Source organism: Phycicoccus flavus (assembly GCF_004025965.2).
GTDB classification, from domain to species: domain Bacteria; phylum Actinomycetota; class Actinomycetes; order Actinomycetales; family Dermatophilaceae; genus Phycicoccus; species Phycicoccus flavus.
The window spans coordinates 1-18,267 of the sequence record NZ_SAYU02000081.1 but is presented as its reverse complement, the minus strand read 5'-3'; the positions used below and the strand labels follow the sequence as shown (position 1 = coordinate 18,267).

General features: G+C 74.5%; 17 protein-coding genes and 1 tRNA gene. 8 read left to right on the top strand and 10 right to left on the bottom strand.

Annotated elements, in window-relative coordinates:
• Positions 1 to 3 precede the first annotated feature (3 nt).
• Positions 4 to 76: transfer RNA gene (locus EPD83_RS17775), tRNA-Thr, on the bottom strand.
• Between the two features lie 93 nt (positions 77 to 169).
• Between EPD83_RS17775 and EPD83_RS17770 the strand changes: the two genes are divergently transcribed.
• Positions 170 to 901: a DUF4190 domain-containing protein gene (locus EPD83_RS17770; RefSeq protein WP_164896420.1), complete on the top strand. Its 732-nt coding sequence runs from the start codon at positions 170 to 172 to the stop codon at positions 899 to 901.
• An 84-nt stretch (positions 902 to 985) separates the two neighbouring features.
• Positions 986 to 2,989 carry a potassium transporter Kup gene (locus tag EPD83_RS17765; protein ID WP_165566950.1) on the top strand — a complete coding sequence of 668 codons (2,004 nt, stop codon included), beginning with the start codon at positions 986 to 988 and terminating at the stop codon, positions 2,987 to 2,989.
• A 24-nt stretch (positions 2,990 to 3,013) separates the two neighbouring features.
• On the opposite strand, the gene EPD83_RS17760 is transcribed toward EPD83_RS17765, so the two are convergent.
• From EPD83_RS17760 to EPD83_RS17745, 4 genes are all read right to left on the bottom strand, one after another.
• Complete coding sequence (locus tag EPD83_RS17760; protein WP_164896758.1) at positions 3,014 to 4,126, bottom strand: LCP family protein; 1,113 nt, start codon at positions 4,124 to 4,126, stop codon at positions 3,014 to 3,016.
• Positions 4,127 to 4,262: 136 nt separating this feature from the next.
• A complete protein-coding gene (locus EPD83_RS17755; protein ID WP_165566949.1) occupies positions 4,263 to 5,849 on the bottom strand; it encodes a threonine/serine exporter family protein in 1,587 nt (528 codons plus the stop codon).
• Positions 5,846 to 7,591 (bottom strand): serine/threonine-protein kinase, encoded by a 1,746-nt coding sequence (locus EPD83_RS17750; protein ID WP_128368022.1) that lies wholly within the window; start codon positions 7,589 to 7,591, stop codon positions 5,846 to 5,848. The genes EPD83_RS17755 and EPD83_RS17750 overlap by 4 nt, the downstream gene beginning before the upstream one ends.
• A 106-nt stretch (positions 7,592 to 7,697) precedes the next feature.
• A complete protein-coding gene (locus EPD83_RS17745) occupies positions 7,698 to 8,126 on the bottom strand; it encodes a CBS domain-containing protein (protein ID WP_165566948.1) in 429 nt (142 codons plus the stop codon).
• A 307-nt stretch (positions 8,127 to 8,433) separates the two neighbouring features.
• On the opposite strand from EPD83_RS17745, the gene EPD83_RS17740 reads away from it, so the two are divergent.
• The 5 genes from EPD83_RS17740 to EPD83_RS17720 all read left to right on the top strand — a co-directional run bounded on the left by EPD83_RS17740 (position 8,434) and on the right by EPD83_RS17720 (position 12,777).
• On the top strand, positions 8,434 to 9,531 hold the full coding sequence (locus tag EPD83_RS17740; protein ID WP_128367007.1) for an ABC transporter ATP-binding protein: 1,098 nt from the start codon (positions 8,434 to 8,436) through the stop codon (positions 9,529 to 9,531).
• A 126-nt stretch (positions 9,532 to 9,657) separates the two neighbouring features.
• Positions 9,658 to 10,908, top strand: coding sequence for a DUF4032 domain-containing protein (locus tag EPD83_RS17735; RefSeq protein WP_128367006.1), 1,251 nt, complete (start codon positions 9,658 to 9,660; stop codon positions 10,906 to 10,908).
• A complete protein-coding gene (locus EPD83_RS17730) occupies positions 10,905 to 11,486 on the top strand; it encodes an RDD family protein (RefSeq protein ID WP_128367005.1) in 582 nt (193 codons plus the stop codon). The genes EPD83_RS17735 and EPD83_RS17730 overlap by 4 nt, the downstream gene beginning before the upstream one ends.
• 102 nt (positions 11,487 to 11,588) lie before the next feature.
• Entirely contained in the window at positions 11,589 to 12,353 is a 765-nt protein-coding gene (locus EPD83_RS17725; protein WP_164896471.1) for a DUF4190 domain-containing protein, read from the top strand.
• A gap of 1 nt (position 12,354) precedes the next feature.
• On the top strand, positions 12,355 to 12,777 hold the full coding sequence (locus tag EPD83_RS17720; protein WP_128367003.1) for a DUF2752 domain-containing protein: 423 nt from the start codon (positions 12,355 to 12,357) through the stop codon (positions 12,775 to 12,777).
• Positions 12,778 to 12,800: 23 nt separating this feature from the next.
• On the opposite strand, the gene EPD83_RS17715 is transcribed toward EPD83_RS17720, so the two are convergent.
• From EPD83_RS17715 to EPD83_RS17695, 5 genes are all read right to left on the bottom strand, one after another.
• Positions 12,801 to 13,451: a hypothetical protein gene (locus EPD83_RS17715; RefSeq protein WP_165566947.1), complete on the bottom strand. Its 651-nt coding sequence runs from the start codon at positions 13,449 to 13,451 to the stop codon at positions 12,801 to 12,803.
• A gap of 154 nt (positions 13,452 to 13,605) precedes the next feature.
• Entirely contained in the window at positions 13,606 to 14,568 is a 963-nt protein-coding gene (rlmB, locus tag EPD83_RS17710; RefSeq protein WP_128367263.1) for a 23S rRNA (guanosine(2251)-2'-O)-methyltransferase RlmB, read from the bottom strand.
• A 1-nt stretch (position 14,569) separates the two neighbouring features.
• Positions 14,570 to 16,003 carry a cysteine--tRNA ligase gene (gene cysS / locus EPD83_RS17705; protein WP_128367262.1) on the bottom strand — a complete coding sequence of 478 codons (1,434 nt, stop codon included), beginning with the start codon at positions 16,001 to 16,003 and terminating at the stop codon, positions 14,570 to 14,572.
• A 78-nt stretch (positions 16,004 to 16,081) separates the two neighbouring features.
• The gene (locus EPD83_RS17700; protein ID WP_128367261.1) at positions 16,082 to 16,753 is read right to left on the bottom strand and encodes an MBL fold metallo-hydrolase; all 672 of its coding nucleotides are present in this window, start codon (positions 16,751 to 16,753) and stop codon (positions 16,082 to 16,084) included.
• A complete protein-coding gene (locus EPD83_RS17695; RefSeq protein ID WP_128367260.1) occupies positions 16,750 to 17,847 on the bottom strand; it encodes an S-(hydroxymethyl)mycothiol dehydrogenase in 1,098 nt (365 codons plus the stop codon). Before EPD83_RS17695 ends, EPD83_RS17700 begins: the two co-directional genes overlap by 4 nt.
• A 169-nt stretch (positions 17,848 to 18,016) precedes the next feature.
• Between EPD83_RS17695 and EPD83_RS17690 the strand changes: the two genes are divergently transcribed.
• A partial coding sequence (locus tag EPD83_RS17690; RefSeq protein ID WP_128367259.1) for a transcriptional regulator occupies positions 18,017 to 18,267 on the top strand: 251 nt, incomplete at its 3' end.

Genomic DNA, 18,267 nt, shown 5'->3' with positions numbered 1-18,267 from the left:
GAGAGCTGGCGGGGGGACTCGAACCCCCAACCACCTGTTTACAAGACAGGTGCGCTACCGATTGCGCCACGCCAGCGGGCCGGGCGGGCCCGGCGGCCACACACTCTACGACGGGCCGCGGACGCGCTCCGGCCCCGCAAGGCAGGTGCCGGGTCCTAGGGTCCGTCACGTGAGCGATCCGCACGATCCCGACCGGCCGCCGGGACCACCCGGCGACGACCGATACCCGTCCGCCCCGCCACCGGCAGCCGGACCGCCCTGGGTCAGCGGCGCCGAGCCACAGGACCGGTGGTCCGCTCCCCCGCCCGGCGGGCCGCAGCACGGCGGCACCAATGGGTTCGCCATCGCCTCGCTCGTGCTCGGCCTTCTCGGCGTCATCCTGCTGAGCGTCGTCTTCGGCATCGTCGCCCTCCAGCAGATCCGCCGACGTGGGCAGGACGGCCGCGGCCTGGCGATCGCGGGCCTGGTCCTGTCCGCCCTCTGGCTGCTCGTCATCGCCGCGGGCGTCGCGTTCGCCATCACCACCGGCGCGACGCGCGACGGTGACGGGGGTGTCGCCAATGCCGGCCGGGTCCCGGCGACGTCCCTCGAGGTCGGGGACTGCCTCGACGGCCGGCTGGAGGACTCGCAGTCCGTCACCTCGCTGCCGGCCGTGCCCTGCACCGAGCCGCACGGCGCCGAGGTCTTCGCCCTGTTCGACCTGCCCGACGGCGAGTTCCCGGGAGCGGAGGAGGTCAAGCGGCTGGCCGAGGCCGGGTGCGAGGACCGGGTGACCGTCGACCTCGCGGACACCGACGCCTCCCTGTACTTCCTGCACCCCAACGCGCCGGCCTGGCGCCGCGGCGACCACGAGGTCGTCTGCGTCGCCGTCCTCGAGGAGGCGGCGCAGGCGGCCACCTGACCGGCGCGCGCCCGTGGCCGAGGACACCGGGGCCGCTCTGCACGCAAGCGCCTCGCGACCCCGGCGGAGGAGCAGGATCGAGGGGTGTCCGACGAGTGCCCGGTCGACGTCTCCGCCAGTCCCGACGACGAGTCCGACCCCGAGGCCGGCCCCCCGGCCGACGACGGACGGACCGGCCCCGACGCACGGACCGGCCACGACGGACGCCCCGCCCCGCACGCCCCGCTGGCTGCCCTGGTGCTGGGCGCCGCCGGCGTCGTCTTCGGCGACATCGGGACCAGCCCCCTCTACGCCCTGCGGACGGTCTTCGCCATCGACGGCGGCGCGATCGCCCCCGGCCGGGCCGACGTCTACGGCGTGGTGTCCCTCGTCGTCTGGAGCCTGACGCTCGTCGTCTCCGTGAAGTACGTCGTCTTCATCCTGCGCGCCGACAACGACGGCGAGGGCGGCGTCCTCGCCCTGGCCCACCTCGTCCGGCAACGTCTGCGCCCCGACGGCCGCCGCTTCCGTCTGGCGATCCTCCTCGGCGTCCTCGGCGCCGCCCTCTTCTACGGCGACAGCATCATCACCCCGGCCATCTCGGTGCTCTCCGCCGTCGAGGGCCTCGAGGTCGGCGCCCCGGGCCTGGCGCACCTCGTCGTCCCCGTGGCCGCGACGGTCATCGCCGTCCTCTTCCTCGTCCAGCGCTTCGGCACCGGAGTCGTCGGACGCGCCTTCGGGCCGGTCATGCTCCTGTGGTTCGCCGTCCTCGCCCTGCTCGGGCTGGTGCAGGTCCTCCGCGACCCCTCGGTCCTGCTCGCCCTCTCACCGCACTACGCCGTCCTCTTCCTTCTCCGCCACCCCGTGACGGCCTTCGTCGCGCTCGGCGCCGTCGTCCTCGTCATCACCGGCGCCGAGGCCCTATACGCCGACATGGGCCACTTCGGCGGGCGGGCCATCCGCACGGCGTGGTTCGCGGTCGTGCTGCCCGCCTTGGCCCTGGCCTACCTCGGCCAGGCGGCGGCGATCCTGCGCGACCCCGGCGTCGCCGCCAACCCCTTCTTCCTCATCGCCCCGCAGTGGTCGCAGCTGCCGCTCGTCGTCCTCGCGACCGCGGCGACGATCATCGCCTCGCAGGCCGTGATCTCCGGCGCGTACTCGATGTCGCGGCAGGGCGAGCGCCTCGGCGTCCTGCCCCGCCTGCGGGTCCGCCAGACCTCGCCCTCCGAGAGCGGGCAGATCTACGTCCCGGCGGTCAACTGGCTGCTGCTGCTCGGGGTGCTCGCCCTCCTCGTGACCTTCCGGTCCTCGGCCCGCCTGGCGACGGCGTACGGCATCGCCGTCACCGGCACCTTCCTCATCACGACCACCCTGTTCCTCTTCCTCGCCCGCACCCGCTGGTCGTGGTCGACCCGGCGGCTGCTCGCCTTCGGCGTCCCGATCGGCGCCCTCGAGCTCGCCTTCTTCGCCGCCAACGTCACCAAGGTCGCCACCGGGGGCTGGCTGCCGCTGCTCGTCGCCGGCGTGCTCGCGACCCTCATGCTCACCTGGGCCCGCGGCCGGCACCTCGTGACCGAGCGGCGTCGCGTCCTCGAGGGACCGCTGTTGCCCTTCGTCGACGACCTGCACACCGACGTCGTCCGCCGGGTCGAGGGCACGGCCGTCTTCCTCCACCCGGACAAGCTGACCGCCCCGCTGGCGCTGCGCGAGAACGCCCGGTTCAACCACGTCGTCCACGAGCACGTCTGGCTCGTCACCACCGTCGCCGAGAACGTGCCCTACGTCGCGGCCGCGGACCTCGTCGAGGTCGACGACCTCGGGGACCGCTACGACCACATCACCCACCTCACGCTGCGCTTCGGCTTCCGCGAGGACGTCGACGTCCCGGCGGCGCTGCGGCGGGCCCGCGACCAGGGGGTCGACGTCGACGTCGACGAGGCGACGTACTTCGTCTCCCGGATCGCCCTGCAGGCCGGCGACGACGAGGGCATGAGCCGCTGGCGCAAGCGGATGTTCCTCGCGCTGGCCCGCAACGCCGCCTCGCCGGTCGAGTACTACCGGCTGCCCACGGACCGGGTCGTCGTCATGGGGGCCCAGGTCCGGTTCTGACCGCCGGCGCGGCCCGGGACGACCTCAGAGGCGGCCGTCGCGGAAGTCCCGGAACGCCTGCCTCGAGGCGGCGTCGAGGACGACGATGGACTGCCCGTCCGGGCTCGTGCCGAAGCCGCCCTTGGCGACGGTGTGGCCGACCTTGCGCGGGTCGATCCGGTAGAAGGACGCGACGAAGGTCAGCGCCTCCTTCGCGGTGAGGTCGCTGTCGGCGTACTTCGACACCGTCGTCATCGTCCGCGGCACCGACCCGATGCCCTCGAGCCGCGCGGTGGCCGCGGCCGCGAAGAGCAGCTCGCCCTGGTGGCGCGAGCGGCCGAAGTCGCCGTCCGGCAGCGACTTGCGCTCCCGGGCGTAGGCGAGGGCGTGCTCGCCGTCGAGGCGGCGCTTGCCGGCCAGCACCTTGGTCCCGCCCTGGAGGATGACGGTCCGCGCGATCCGCATGGGCAGCCCGCCGGAGCGGTCGACGATCTTCTCGAAGCCGCCGAACCCGGTGACGACGTACCCCTCGACGGGCAGGCCGGTGACCTTGCGGACCGCGCCGACCTGCCCCTCGCCGCCGCCGTAGGCGAAGGCCGCGTTGATCTTGGCGTGCCCGCCGCCGGGCATCGGCGCCCAGATGTCACGGGCCAGCCCCATGACGCCGCCGCCGCCCTTGCCGTCGACGCCGAGCACCTGCAGCGTGTCGCCGCGGGTGCCGCGCAGCGTCTTGCCGGGACGCGCGTCGGACCCGACGACGAGGACGAAGCGCGGCGTCCCGCCAAGGTCGGCCTTCCTGTCGAGCGACGGCCACCAGCCGCCGACGACCCGCCACCGCGGGCCGACGGCCAGCGTGACGTCCTGGCCGGAGGTGACGACGGCGACCTTCTCGCCCTCCCAGCGGCCGACGGTGGCCTTCGCCCTGACGCCCTTGCGGCCGCGGTAGACCTTCGCGACGGCGGCGGTGAGCCGGGCGTCGGCGCCCTCGACGGTCACGGCCGGCCGGGCCTTCGCCGTCGGGCTCGAGGACGCGGCGGTCGTCGACGGCGCCGCCGTGGGCGGGGGCGTGGTCGTCGAGGCGTCCCCGGGGTCGTCCGAGCAGCCGGCGGCGGCACCGGCGAGGAGCACGGCGGTCATCGCGAGGGCGGAAGTGCGCATGGTTGACGAGGGTAGGTCGGGCCGGTGACGGACCGGAAACCGCGAGGCGAACCTCCAGGTCATGCGCTCAGCGACGCCTCAGCCGGGCCCGGATGGCACCGGCTGCGCGTCGCGCCCGACGCCGCCGGCCCGCGGGTCAGCGCTCGGGAACGTCGTCGTCGCTCCCGTAGGACGGACCGTAGAACTCCGACCCGTCCTCGCCCCCGTGCCAGGAGCCACCGGCCGACCCCTCCGTGGGACGCCCGTCGCCGGTCTCGGCCGCCGACTGCGCCGCCCGCGCCGGGGCGCCGCGCATCCGCCGGTCCCAGGGCGCGGCGAGGAACTCGCCGAGCACGGTGCCGGTGGCGATGGCGAGCAGCGCGGCCCCGGCGCCGAGCAGCGTCGTGATGCCGGACTGCAGCGACAGCAGCCCCTGGTCGGCGCCCTGCGCGACCATCTCGTACAGGCCGCGGAAGATGACGAGACCGGGGAGCAGGCCGAAGCTCGCCGGCACGACCAGCACCATCGACGGCGCCTCCATCCGCTGCCCGACGAAGCGCCCGCCCACCCCGATGGCGACGGCCGCGATCCCCGTGGCGGTGATGGTCCCGATGTCGAAGGCCCGCACGAGCACGGAGTAGACGGCGACCCCGCCGACGGTGATGAGGCCGACGGGCACGATGAGCCGGTGGCGGCTCTGCACCGTGACCGCCGCCGCCAGCCCGACGACGAGCGACGCGACGAGACCCGGCACGAGCGGGGCCTCGCTGACCCGCAGGTCGAGCACGGCGGGCGAGACGAACGACGCGCCGGTGGTCTCGGTGAGGCTCAGCAGCGCCCCGAGCCCCGAGGCGATCCCGATGATGAGCCCGGTCAGCGACAGCAGCACGGCCAGCAGCCGGCCGGCGCCGGTCAGCGGGTAGCCGAAGATGACGTCCTCGATGGCTGAGGCCATCGTGCGTCCCGGCAGCATGGCGACGATGCCGCCGGCGACGATGAAGGCGAAGTCGGTCTCCGAGAGCGGGATGACGTCCAGCGCGCCGAGGACGAACGCCACGCCGGCCAGCAGGGTCGCGGCGAAGGCGTTGAGGGCGTTGGCGTAGAACTCCGGCAGCCCGACCTTGGCGTGCGAGCGCGCGATGCCCTGCACGGCGAGGACGACCAGGGCCGTCACCCCGGCGGCCACCGCCCCGGCGCCGATGAGCACGGCGACGGCCGAGGCGAGGAAGACGTTGGCCACCGACACCGCCCACTGCGGGAAGTTGCGGCGGTGCCGCTCGATGGCGCGCATCCGGTCGGAGGCCTCGGCGACGGTGAGCTCCTCGGCGACGAGGGACTGCACGAGCCGGTGCACGGCGACGAGCCGTCCGTAGTCGAAGCGGCTGTGCCGGACGACCTTGAGCAGCGTGTGCTGCTCGCCGTCGCTGCTCGTCGCCTGGACGAGGACGGACTGCATCGTGATGTCGAGCTCGATCTTGTCGACGCCCGCCGCGGCGGCGACGGCGGCCATGCTGCCCTCGACCTGGGGGGCTCCGGCCCCGCAGCGCAGCATGAGCTCGCCGACCCGCAGCGCGAGGTCGAGGGCCCGCCGGACCTGCGGGTCCTGCGCGCGCTCGTCGGTGATGCGGGCGTGCCGGTAGGGCGAGCGCCGCAGCAGGTCGGCCATGGGCATCGGCTCGGTGGGGACGTCGCCGCGCAGCATCCGGGGCCGCCGGGGTTGCGCGCGGGGCTTGGGGGTGCTCACAGCAGCGGCACCACGGTCTCGACCCAGCCCGGGGCGGACGTCCGCGGCCACCACGACGGCCCGCCCGAGCCGAGGGTGGTCACGACGAGGACGACGGCGGCGAGCAGGAGCGCGACGACGACGACCTGCCGCACCCGCGGCTGCCCGGTCACCCCCCGGACCAGGCTGCGGCTCCCCCGCCGCAGGCTCGCCCCGCCCGGGCCCCACCAGGCGGTGAGGGCGGTGAAGACGGCCCCGGTGAGCAGCGGGACGACGGCGTCGGCCCGCACCTCCTGCTGGGTGAGCGCGCCGAGGACGAGGGCGGCGGCGAACATCGCGCAGGCGCCGACGAGCAGGGGCAGGACGAGGGTGAGGACGGTGCCGACCAGCCCGACGAGCAGGTGCCACGGGCTGCTGGCCACGGCGAGGGCCATGTCGCTGCCCCGGGCGCCGCGTTCGTGGCGGCGCATGACCAGGGAGGTGACCGACCGGTCGGAGGTGCGGGCCAGGACCATCCAGACCAGCAGGACGAGGACGGCGACGAGCGGGGCGGCAGCGGCGACCCCGGCGAGGAGGGCGAGCATCGCCAGCAGTGTGCCCGTCCGCGTCGGCCGGCCGATGCGCGGGTCCACGGACAGGGAGGGGACGTCCTCGCCGTCGCGGCGGGCGTCGGCCCGCGGACGCGCCGGGAGGGCGCGGGGGTCGGGGCGGCGCTCCCGGCCGGGCGGCAGCGCCCAGGGCGGGGTCGTGTCCACCGGACGCGCGGTCGGGGGCGGCGGGTCGGCGCGTCGCGGCGGGGCGGGCGGCGCCGACGCCGGGGGCACGACGGCCGGCAGCATCGCCGTCCGGGACGCCTCCAGCGCCTCGGTCCGCGAGCGCGACCGGCGCACCTGGATCGACTCCGTGGCGGGCGCGCCGTGGGCGTAGGACTCCAGCGCGCGGACCACCTCGCCCTGGTGCGGCCGCTCGTCGGGGTACGGCGAGAGCGCGGCGTACAGCAGCGGCTCGATGCGCGGGTCGACGGCGACGAGGTCGGGCTCGCCGGCCGCCACGCGGGCGAGGACGGCGTTCATGCCGCCGCCCCCGAACGGCGGGGTGCCGGAGGCGGCGAACGCCGTCGTCGCCGCCCACCCCCACCAGTCCGTGGCCGGGGTGACGTCCTCGCCGCTCACGACCTCGGGCGCCAGGTACCCCGGCGTCCCCATGACGAGGCCGACGCTGGTCAGCCGGACGTCGTCGACGAGGTGCGCGATCCCGAAGTCGATGAGCACCGGGTCCTCGCCGTCGACGAGCAGCACGTTGCCGGGCTTGACGTCCCGGTGGACGACACCGGCGGAGTGGATCGCGTCCAGGGCGTCGGCGAGCCCGGCGGCCACGTGGTGCAGCTCGCCGGGGCTCAGCGGGCCGCGTGACCCGACGCGCTCGTCCAGCGAGGGGCCGTCGACGTAGCGGGTGACGAGGTAGGGCACGTCGCCGTCGACGTCGGCGTCGACGACGGGCGCGACGTGCGGGCTGCGGATGCGGCTCAGGGTGTCGACCTCGCGGCGCAGCCGGGCCCGGGCGTCGGGGTCGTCGGCCACGTGCCGGCGCAGCAGCTTGAGGGCGTGAGCGCGCCCGTGCCGGTCGATGGCGAGGTGCACCACGCCCATCCCGCCCTCGCCGAGCCGCTGGACCAGGCGGTACTGCCCGAGCCGGCTGTCCTCCGGCTCGGGGGCGGGTCCACGCTCCGGCTCGTGGCCGTCGGCGCGGGCGTCGGCGGTCATGCCTCCACGGTAGGCGTCCGCGCCGGATGCGTGCTGCAGGTGTCGCCGTGCGGTCCCCGGTCCGCGCGCGACGACCCGCGGGCGGGGGACGCGGGCGGAGGAGGTCCTACTGCTGGATGTAGTCGCGCAGCTGGTCGCGCTCGGCCTGGAGGGTGTCGAGGCGGATCTTCACGATGTCGCCGATGCTCACGATGGCCGCGAGCGCGTCGTCGACGACGACGGGGACGTGCCGGATGCGCCGGTCGGTCATCCGCAGCGCCATGTCCTCGAGAGAGTCCTCGGGCGTGCACGTGTGCACGTCGACGGTCATGATCGCGCTCACCGGTCCCTCGAGGAGGCCGGCGCCCTCGCTGTGCAGACGGCGCACGACGTCGCGCTCGCTGACGATCCCCTCGACCCCCGATCCGTCGCCGCTGACGACGACGGCCCCGATCCCGTGCTCCGCGAGGAGGGCCAGGAGGTCGGAGACGGTGGCCTCGGGACGCACCGTGACGACGTCCTCACCCTTGCGCTTGATGACGTCCGCGATCCGCATGGCCCAACGGTAGGGGCCCCCGGCCCGACGCGCCAGGGGTGGCGGCCGTCGTCGCGGCCCGCTCCCGAGGCGGCCACCGGGGCGTCGGCGGCGGCCCATCGGGCGACGGGCCACCGGGGCGTCGGCGGCGGCCCATCGGGCGACGGGCCACCGGGGCGTCGGCGACGGTCCGGGCGGGCGCTCCTGGCCACCCCCGGGCCGGGTCCGGCATACTGACCTGCACCGCCCGCACCGACGCGGGTGGTGCAGGACCCTTTACAACGGATCGTCCGGCACGTTCCTGCCGGTGAAGGAAGGCAAAGACGCCATGGCAACTGTGAAGTTCGACGAGGCCACCCGGATCTACCCGGGCAATGACACCCCCTCGGTCGACAAGCTCGACATCGACATCCAGGACGGGGAGTTCCTCGTCCTCGTCGGCCCCTCGGGCTGCGGCAAGTCCACCTCGCTGCGGATGCTCGCCGGCCTCGAGGAGGTCAACGGCGGCAAGATCTGGATCGGCGACCGCGACGTGACCGACCTGTCCCCCAAGGACCGCGACGTCGCGATGGTGTTCCAGAACTACGCCCTGTACCCGCACATGACCGTCGCCGACAACATGGGCTTCGCGCTCAAGATCGCCGGCGTCGACAAGGGCGAGATCCGCAAGAAGGTCGAGGAGGCCGCGGGCATCCTCGACCTCACCCAGTACCTCGACCGCAAGCCGAAGGCCCTCTCCGGTGGCCAGCGCCAGCGCGTCGCCATGGGCCGCGCGATCGTCCGCTCGCCCAAGGTCTTCCTCATGGACGAGCCGCTGTCGAACCTCGACGCCAAGCTCCGCGTCCAGACGCGCACCCAGATCGCCTCGCTCCAGCGCCGCCTCGGCGTCACCACCGTCTACGTGACCCACGACCAGGTCGAGGCCATGACGATGGGCGACCGGATCGCGCTCCTCAAGGACGGTCTGCTCCAGCAGTGCGCCACCCCGCGCGAGATGTACGACAAGCCGGCCAACCTCTTCGTCGCGGGCTTCATCGGCTCCCCGGCGATGAACCTCGTCGACGTCCCGGCCGCGTCGGACGGCGCGAAGTTCGGCAACCACACCGTGTCCATCCCGCGCGAGGGCGGCAAGGGCGGCGACCGGGTCATCGTCGGCGTCCGTCCCGAGGACGTCGAGCTCACGACGAACAACGACGGCCTCGAGCTGACCGTCGACGTCATCGAGGAGCTCGGCGCCGACGCGTACGTCTACGGCACCCCGACCGACGACAAGATCAAGCTGCACGGCGGCGACGACAACCTGGCCAAGCCGTTCATCGCCCGCGTCGACGGCCGCAAGGTCCCCGAGAAGGGCCAGACGATCTACGTCTACCCCAAGGGCGAGCACATGCACGTCTTCGACCCGGAGTCCGGCGCCCGCCTCTGAGGCGACGCCACCGTCGAGCGCCGCGACGCCCCGGACCCCCCGTGGGTCCGGGGCGTCGCCGCGTCCGATCCGGGATGGCGCGGGCTCGCGGTGCCCGGCCCCGGCCGGGTGCGCGATGATCGGGGCATGGCCCTGGAGCTCACCGCCGCTCGCCCCGACCCGGCCCTGCTCGACCTGCCCTGGCGCCGGCCGCTGGAGGACTGGCCCGAGGAGATCCTCGCCGCGCTGCCCCGCGGCATCTCCCGCCACGTCGTCCGCTTCGTCCGGCTGTCCGGCCGGGTGCTCGCCGTCAAGGAGATCAAGGCCGACATCGCCCGCCGCGAGTACGAGATGCTGCGCGACCTGCGCCGCCTGGGCATGCCGGCGGTCGAGCCGTTCGCCGTCGTCAGCGGCCGGGTCGACGCCGACGGCGAGCCGCTGGACGCCTGCCTGGTGACGCGTCACCTCCAGTACTCCCTGCCCTACCGCGCGCTCTACAGTCAGTCGCTGCGCAAGGGCACGGCCACCCGGCTCATCGACGCCCTCGCCGTCCTCCTGGTCCGGCTGCACCTCGCGGGCTTCTGGTGGGGCGACGTGTCGCTGTCGAACACCCTGTTCCGCCGGGACGCCGGCGCCTTCGCCGCCTACCTCGTCGACGCCGAGACCGGCGAGCTGCGGCCCCGGCTCAGCAACGGCCAGCGCGAGCACGACCTGGAGATCGCCCGGGTGAACATCGCCGGCGAGCTCATGGACCTCGACGCCGGCGGGCTGCTGCAGGAGGAGCGCGACCCGGTCGAGGTCAGCGAGCGCATCGTCACCCGCTACCGCGAGCTGTGGTCGGCGCTGACCACCGAGGAGACTTTCGCCGACACCGAGCGCTGGCGGGTCGACGACCGCATCCGCCGGCTCAACAAGCTCGGCTTCGACGTCGACGAGCTCGAGCTCACCACCGACGTCGACGGCACGTCGATCCGGGTGCAGCCCAAGGTCGTCGACTCCGGGCACCACTCGCGGCGGCTGCTGCGCCTCACCGGCCTGGACGTCCGGGAGAACCAGGCGCGCCGGCTGCTCAACGACCTCGAGGTGTTCGCCGCCAGCACCGGTCGTCAGGGCGAGGACGAGGAGATCGTCGCCCACGACTGGCTGGCCCGGGTGTACGAGCCGACGACGCGAGGCGTCCCGCGCGAGCTCGTCGCGAAGCTCGAGCCCGCCGAGGTCTTCCACGAGGTGCTCGAGCACCGGTGGTACATGGCCGAGAAGGCGCAGCACGACGTGCCGATCCAGCTGGCCCTGGACGACTACGTCGCGCGGATCCTGCCCGGCAAGCCGGACGAGCGCGCCGTCGTCGGGATCGACACCGAAGAGCTGCCGGTCCTCGCCGACGACAGCCTCCGATGAGCGAGCCCGGACGCGGCGACGCCGTCCCGCCGGGGCCCGGACCCGGCCCGCTCGGTCCGGACCACCGGCTCGGGCCGGCGCCGCTGCCCGGTCCGGCGGCCGGCTTCGGGACCCGGGTGCTCGCATCGCTCCTGGACACCGCGGTGTCGCTCGTCGCGTCGCTGCCCGCGTTCGCCGGACTGGCCCTCGCCCTCACCGGGCTGTTCCAGGGCGTCGACGTGGCTCCCGACGGAGCGGTGACCGGCACCGGCGACGGCGGGCTGCTCACCGCCGGCCTGGCCCTGCTGCTGCTCGGCTGGCTCCTGGCGAGCGCGGTCACGCTGTGGAACCGGGTGTTCCGGATGGGCCGCACCGGCCGGAGCCTCGGGAAGTCCTGGACCGGGATCGTCCTCGTCGACGCCGAGTCCGGCGGCCCCATCGGCGCCGGTCGCTGCTTCGGCCGGGAGGTGACGAGCAACGTCGTCAACCAGCTCCTCCTGCTGTCCTCGCTGTGGATGCTGTGGGACGACCGGCAGCAGACGCTGGCCGACAACGTCGTGGGCTCCGCGGTGCTGCGAGCCCCGACGTCCGGGCCCTGACCCCGCGGCACGCCTCCGGAACACCGGTGCCCGCCCGCGCTCCCCGGCTAGGGTTGCCGGGCACGTCCGGCGACAGGGCCGGCCGACCACCACGGAGGACCCATGAGCAGCAACACCCCACCCCCGCCCCCTCCGCCGCCGGGCAGCGGCTGGCCGCCCCCGGAGGACTCCGGGTCCGAGGAGAACGCCGGCTCCGGTCAGGGCCACGGCAGCGACTCCTCGTCGTCGGACCGGGGCTACGGGTCGGACCCGACGGGGCCGGGCTACGGCTCCGACAGCACCGGTGACACGTACGGGTCGGGGAGCGGCTACGGCTCGGACAGCGGTGACAAGACGTTCGGCTCGGGCGGCGGCAGCGAGGGCTACGGCTCGGGGAGCGGTGACGCGACCTACGGCTCCGGCGCCGCCGGCGAGGGCTACGGCTCGGGCTCTGCCGCCGGCGGGGCCTACGGCAGCACCCCCGGCCAGGGCGACCAGGGCGCCGGTGCGGGCGGCTACCCGCCGCCGCCCCCGCCCCCGGGCAGCTACGGGGGCGACTACGGGTCCGGGGACTACTCGGCTCCGCCCGCCTCCGGCGGACCGGTCGGGGGGAACAACACCAAGGCCGTCATCGCCCTCGTCTGCGGCATCGCGGGCCTCGTCTTCGCGGTGTGCTGCTCGATCATCGGCCTCGTGCTCGGCATCGTGGCGGCCGTGCTCGGCTACCAGTCGCAGAACGAGATCGCGCGGTCCGGCGGCGCCCAGGGCGGGGCGGGCCTGGCCCGCGGCGGCCTCATCACCGGCGTCATCGCGATCGTGCTCGCCGTGATCCTCATGATCGCCGGGGCGGCCCTCGGGCTCACCGGGAACCTCGACTTCGCGCCCTGACGTGACCACCCCGTCGCTCCGTCTCGGCGGCCTCTCACCACGGTGGTGGTGGGCGGCCGCCGGGGGCGCCGGTGTCGCCGCGCTCGGCTACCTGGCGACGCACGACCCGAACGAGCCCGGCCACTACCCCGGGTGCTTCCTCCTCGCGACGACCGGGCTCTACTGCCCGGCCTGCGGGGGCACCCGCGCGACGTACGACCTCCTGCACGGCGACGTCACAAGCGCCTTCGCCCGCAACCCGATGGTCCCGCCCCTGTACCTGGCGGTCGCCCTCGTCGTCGCCTACCACGTCGTGCGGCGCAGGCTCGGGCACCGGACGTCGACGGACGTCCCGCCCTGGCTGCCCGTGGCCATCGGCGTCCTCGTGCTGCTGTTCGGGGTCGTCCGCAACCTCCCGGGCATGGAGGCCCTCTCCCCCGCCTGACGCGGGGAGGCGGGCGGACCGCGTCAGTACCGCGGCGCCGACATCGCGCGGTACCACTCCGAGGACTCGCGCCGGAACATCAGGACGACGGCGCCGAGACCCACGAGCTGCTGCACCACCCCGAGCAGCCGCTCGAGGACCGGCGCCGCCTGGAGCAGGCCGAGCAGGAAGAACAGCAGCGAGATGCCGAAGAGCACCGTGGCGACGATGCGCGCCCACGAGCGGCCCTTGCCGTTGGCCCACGCCATCCACAGCCACATCGCCGCCGCGCCGACGGTGAAGACGGTGCCGACGACGTAGCCGAGCGCGACGAACGCGTCCACCGTGCCCGGGTCGACCGCCGACCCCGACTCGGCCATGCCGTCCTGGATCGCCGTGCGGATCTCGCTGCTCGCGGTGAAGACGAACAGGAGGGACAGCAGCGTGAGGCCGGCCCCGACCCGCATGAGGAGCACCGCGAGGTCCATCGACCGCGGACGCGTCACCGGTCCGGCCGGGGCGGCGGCGGGTGCCCCGCCGTAGGGGTTCTGCGGGGGCGGCGCGGCGGAGTACCCGCCGTACGGGTCCTGCTGCGGGCCGGGCCGGTCGCCCGGGCCGGGCTCGCCGTGCGGCGGGCGTCCGGACCCCGGCGGTGTGCCGAAGGGCTCGTGGCGAGACGGGTCGTCGTGGGACATCGGGTCCTCCTGCTCCTCCCGGGCGACCGGCGGTCGCGCCGCTGCGTCCACCCCGATCCTGTCACGGTGGGGCCGAGGCACGTGGCACCCCGGGCCCTCCGGGGGTGCCGGTCGGACAGCCCGGGCGACCCGGCCCGGGCCGGCGCGGCCGGCCTCAGCGGCGTCGGCGCGCGACCTCGTAGAGGGTGACGCCGGTGGCGATGCCGGCGTTGAGCGACTCGACCGCCGAGCTCATCGGCACCGAGACGATCTGGTCGCACGTCTCGCGGACCAGCCGGGAGAGGCCGGCGCCCTCGGAGCCGACGACGATGACGAGGGGCTCGGAGGCGAGCTCGAGGTCGGGCAGCTCGACGTCGCCGTCCATGTCGAGGCCGATGACGAAGAAGCCGGCCTTCTGGTAGTCCTGCAGCGCCCGGGTGAGGTTCGTCGCCTGCGCGACCCGGATGCGGGCCGCGGCCCCGGCCGAGGTCTTCCAGGCGCTGGCCGTCATGCCCGCGGAGCGGCGGCTCGGGACGACGACACCGTGCCCGCCGAAGGCGGCCGTCGAGCGGACGATGGCGCCGAGGTTGCGCGGGTCGGTGATGCCGTCCAGCGCGACGAGGAGCGGGACGCCGGGCAGCTCCTGGTGGGCGAGGTCGCGCGGGTCGGCGTACTCGTAGGGCGGCACCTGGACGGCCAGGCCCTGGTGCACGGCGCCGTCGGTGAGCCGGTCCAGCTCGCCGCGGGGGGTCTCGAGCACGGGGATGCTGCGCTCGGTGGCCGTTCTGATGGCCTCGCGGACGCGGTCGTCGGCGTCGATGCGCCCGGCGACGTAGAGCGTCGAGACGGGCACGGACGCCCGCAGCGCCTCGACGACGGCGTTGCGCCCGGCGACGACCTCGCTGGACGCCGGCGCCTTCCGGCCCCCGGTCCGGCCCGACCCGCCGGAGCCGCTGCCGGAGCGCTTGCTCGCGGCCTGGGCCGCGCGGTGCGCCTTGTGGTTCGGACGGTCGGCGGCCTTGGGGGTCGGGCCCTTGCCCTCGAGCCCTCGGCGGCGCTGGCCGCCGGAGCCGACGGTGGCGCCCTTCTTGCCGCCACCCTTGCGGACGGCGCCGCGGCGCTGGCTGTTCCCGGCCACGTCAGTCGCCCTTCCCGCGGCTCAGGGACCAGCGGGCACCGGCCGCCGTGTCCTCCAGCACGATGCCGGCGGCGCTCAGCTCGTCGCGGATGGCGTCGGCGGTCTCCCAGTCGCGGGCGCTGCGGGCGGCCGACCGGGCCGCGATCCGGTGGGAGACGAGGGCGTCGAGGGCGGCGGTGGTGTCGTCGGCGTCGTCGCCCCCGGAGGACCACACGGGGTCGAGCGGGTTGACGCCGAGGACGTCGGTCATGGCGACCACCTGGCGCGCGATGGCGGTGGCGTCGTCCTGGTCGCCGTCGTCCAACGCGATGTTGCCCGCACGCACGGCCTGGTGGACGGCGGCGAGGGCGTCGCTGACGCCGAGGTCGTCGTCCATCGCCTCGCGGAAGTCCTCGGGAAACTCGGCCGTGCCGTCGGGCACGAGGGTGTCGACCCCGGGCAGCGCCCGGCGCAGGAACCCCTCGATGCGCTCGACGGTCGTCTCCGACTCCTCGATCGACCCCTCGTGGTACTCGATGGTGCTGCGGTAGTGCGCGGCGGTGAGGTAGTAGCGCACCGCGATCGGGCGGTACTGCTCGACGACGCTGCTCACCCGCAGCGAGTTGCCGAGCGACTTGCTCATCTTCTCGCCGCCCATCGTCACCCACGCGTTGTGCAGCCAATAGTTCGCGAAGCCCAGGCCGGCGGCGCGCGACTGGGCGACCTCGTTCTCGTGGTGCGGGAAGCGCAGGTCGACCCCGCCGCCGTGGATGTCGAAGGTGTCGCCGAGGTACTTGCGGGCCATCGCCGAGCACTCCAGGTGCCAGCCCGGGCGGCCCGCGCCGTAGGGCGTCGGCCACGACGCGGTCTCGGGCTCGCCGCCCTTGTGCCCCTTCCACAGGGCGAAGTCGCGCGGGTCGCGCTTGCCGCGCGGGTCGGCGTCCTCGGCGTCGGACATGTCGTCGAGCCGCTGGTGGGTGAGCTCGCCGTAGTCCGGCCACGAGCGGACGTCGAAGTAGACGTCGCCGGAGCCGTCCTGCGCCGGGTAGGCGTGCTCCTTCTCGACGAGGGTGCGCATGAGCTCGACCATCTCCGGGACGTGCCCGGTGGCGCGCGGCTCGTAGGTGGGCGGCAGCACCCCGAGCGAGGCCAGGGCGTGGGCGGTCTCGATCTCGTTGCGGTAGGACAGGGCGAACCAGGGCTCGCCGGCGTCGGCCGACTTCGTGAGGATCTTGTCGTCGATGTCGGTGACGTTGCGGATGAGGTCGACGTCGTAGCCGTGGCCGCGCTGCAGCCAGCGCCGCAGCACGTCGAAGGCGACGGCGAAGCGGACGTGGCCGATGTGCGGCGGCGCCTGGGTGGTGAGCCCGCAGATGTAGATCCCCGCCCTGCCGGGCACGACGGGGACGAAGTCACGCAGCTCGCGCGTGAGGGAGTCGAACAGCCTGAGGGTCACCCGCGACAGGCTACCGGCGGGCGGCACCGCCCTCGAACCGCAGCGCGGCCGCCCGGGTCCGCCGGCCGGCGGCCGCGGTCAGTGGCCGCGGTCGATCCACTCCTGCAGGTGCGGGGCCTCCTCGCCGATGACCGTGGGGTCGCCGTGCCCGGTGAGGGCCACGGTGTCGGGCGGGAGCTCGAGGAGCCGGGTGCGGATCGAGGCGACGATGGTCGGGAAGTCGCTGTAGGACCGTCCCGTGGCCCCCGGACCCCCCTGGAACAGGGTGTCGCCGGTGAAGACGACCCCGAGCGTCGGCGCGTGCAGGCAGCAGGCACCGGGGGCGTGACCCGGCGTGTGCAGCGTGATGAGGCCGACGTCGCCGACCGTGAAGGTCTGCCCGTCCGAGAGGTCCGCCCCGGGCGGCGCGTCCTGGCTCATGTCCCACAGCACCCGGTCCTCGCGGTGCAGGTACGACGTCGCCCCGGTCGCGGCGCACACCTCGGCCACGGCGTTGACGTGGTCGTTGTGGCCGTGGGTGCAGACGACAGCGACGACCTCCCGGCCGCCGACGGCCTCGAGGATCGCCGCGGCGTCGTGGGCGGCGTCGACGACGAGCACCCGGTCGTCGTCGCCGACGAGCCAGACGTTGTTGTCGACCTCCCAGGAGCCGCCGTCGAGCTCGAAGACCCCGGACGTCACGACCCGCTCGACCCGCACGCCCGCGGGCGAGACGGGGACGTCGGCGCCGACCGGCTGGGCGCCCGTCACGCCGTGCCCCCGTCCAGGACGACGACCGAGCGCAGGACGGCGCCGTCGTGCATCTTCTCGAACGCGGCCTCGACGTCGCCGATGCCGATCTTCTCGGAGACGAAGGCGTCGAGGTCGAAGCGGCCCTGCCGGTAGAGCTCGACGAGCATCGGGAAGTCGCGTGAGGGCAGGCAGTCGCCGTACCAGCTGGACTTCAGTGCACCGCCGCGGCCGAAGATCTCGATCATCGGCAGGGTGACCTCCTTGTCCGGCGTGGGTACGCCGACGAGGACGACGGTGCCGGCGAGGTCGCGGGCGTAGAACGCCTGCTCGTAGGTCTCGGGCCGCCCGACGGCCTCGACGACGACGTCGGCGCCGTGGCCGCCGGTGAGCGCCCGGACCGCCTCGACCGGGTCCTCGGCGGAGGCGTCGACGGTGTGCGTGGCACCCAGGCCCGTGGCCCACTCGAGCTTCTTGGCGTCGACGTCGACCGCGATGATCGTCGTGGCGCCCGCGACCTTCGCCCCCGCGATGGCCGCGTTGCCGACGCCGCCGCAGCCGATGACGGCGACGGAGTCGCCCCGCCCGACGCCGCCGGTGTTGACGGCCGCGCCGAACCCGGCCATGACACCGCAGCCGAGCAGCCCGACGGCCGCGGGGTCGGCCTCGTCGACCTTCGTGCACTGACCGGCGGCGACGAGGGTCTTCTCGACGAAGGCGCCGATGCCGAGGGCCGGTGACAGCTCGGTGCCGTCGGTGAGGGTCATCTTCTGCGTCGCGTTGTGCGTCGCGAAGCAGTACCAGGGCTTGCCCTTGCGGCAGGCGCGGCACTCGCCGCACACCGCGCGCCAGTTGAGGATGACGAAGTCACCGGGCTCGACCTCGGTGACGCCCTCGCCCACGGCCTCGACCCGGCCGGCGGCCTCGTGCCCGAGGAGGAACGGGAACTCGTCGTTGATGCCGCCCTCGCGGTAGTGCAGGTCGGTGTGGCACACCCCGCAGGCCTCGACGGCGACGACGGCCTCACCCGGACCCGGGTCGGGGACGACGACGTCGACGAGCTCGACGGGGGCGCCCTTGCTGCGGGCGATGACTCCCTGGACGGTCTGGGGCACGGCGGGACCTCCTGGCGGTCGGGCGACGCTGCTGACGCGACCACGCTAGTCGGCCGCGCCGACGACGTGGCCGGGCACCGGGCGTGGGCCCCGCCGACCGGGCGGAGCGACGCCCCCGACAGTTCCCGTTCCGCCTTTCCCGACAGGACATCCGCCCTACCCTGGAGCCATGCCCCATCCGGTCTTCGACGAGGTGATCCACGAACCGCACCGCCTGCGGATCTGTGCCTTCCTCGTCCCCGTCGGCGGGCGCGAGTTCGCCGAGGTCCGCGACGAGCTCGGCCTCTCCGACTCCGCCCTGTCCAAGCACCTCAAGGCCCTCACCGCCAAGGGCTACACCCGGCTCGAGCGCGGCGTGCGCGACGGCCGGCAGCTGACGACGGTCGCCCTCACCGCCGCCGGCCGCGAGGCCCTGTGCGG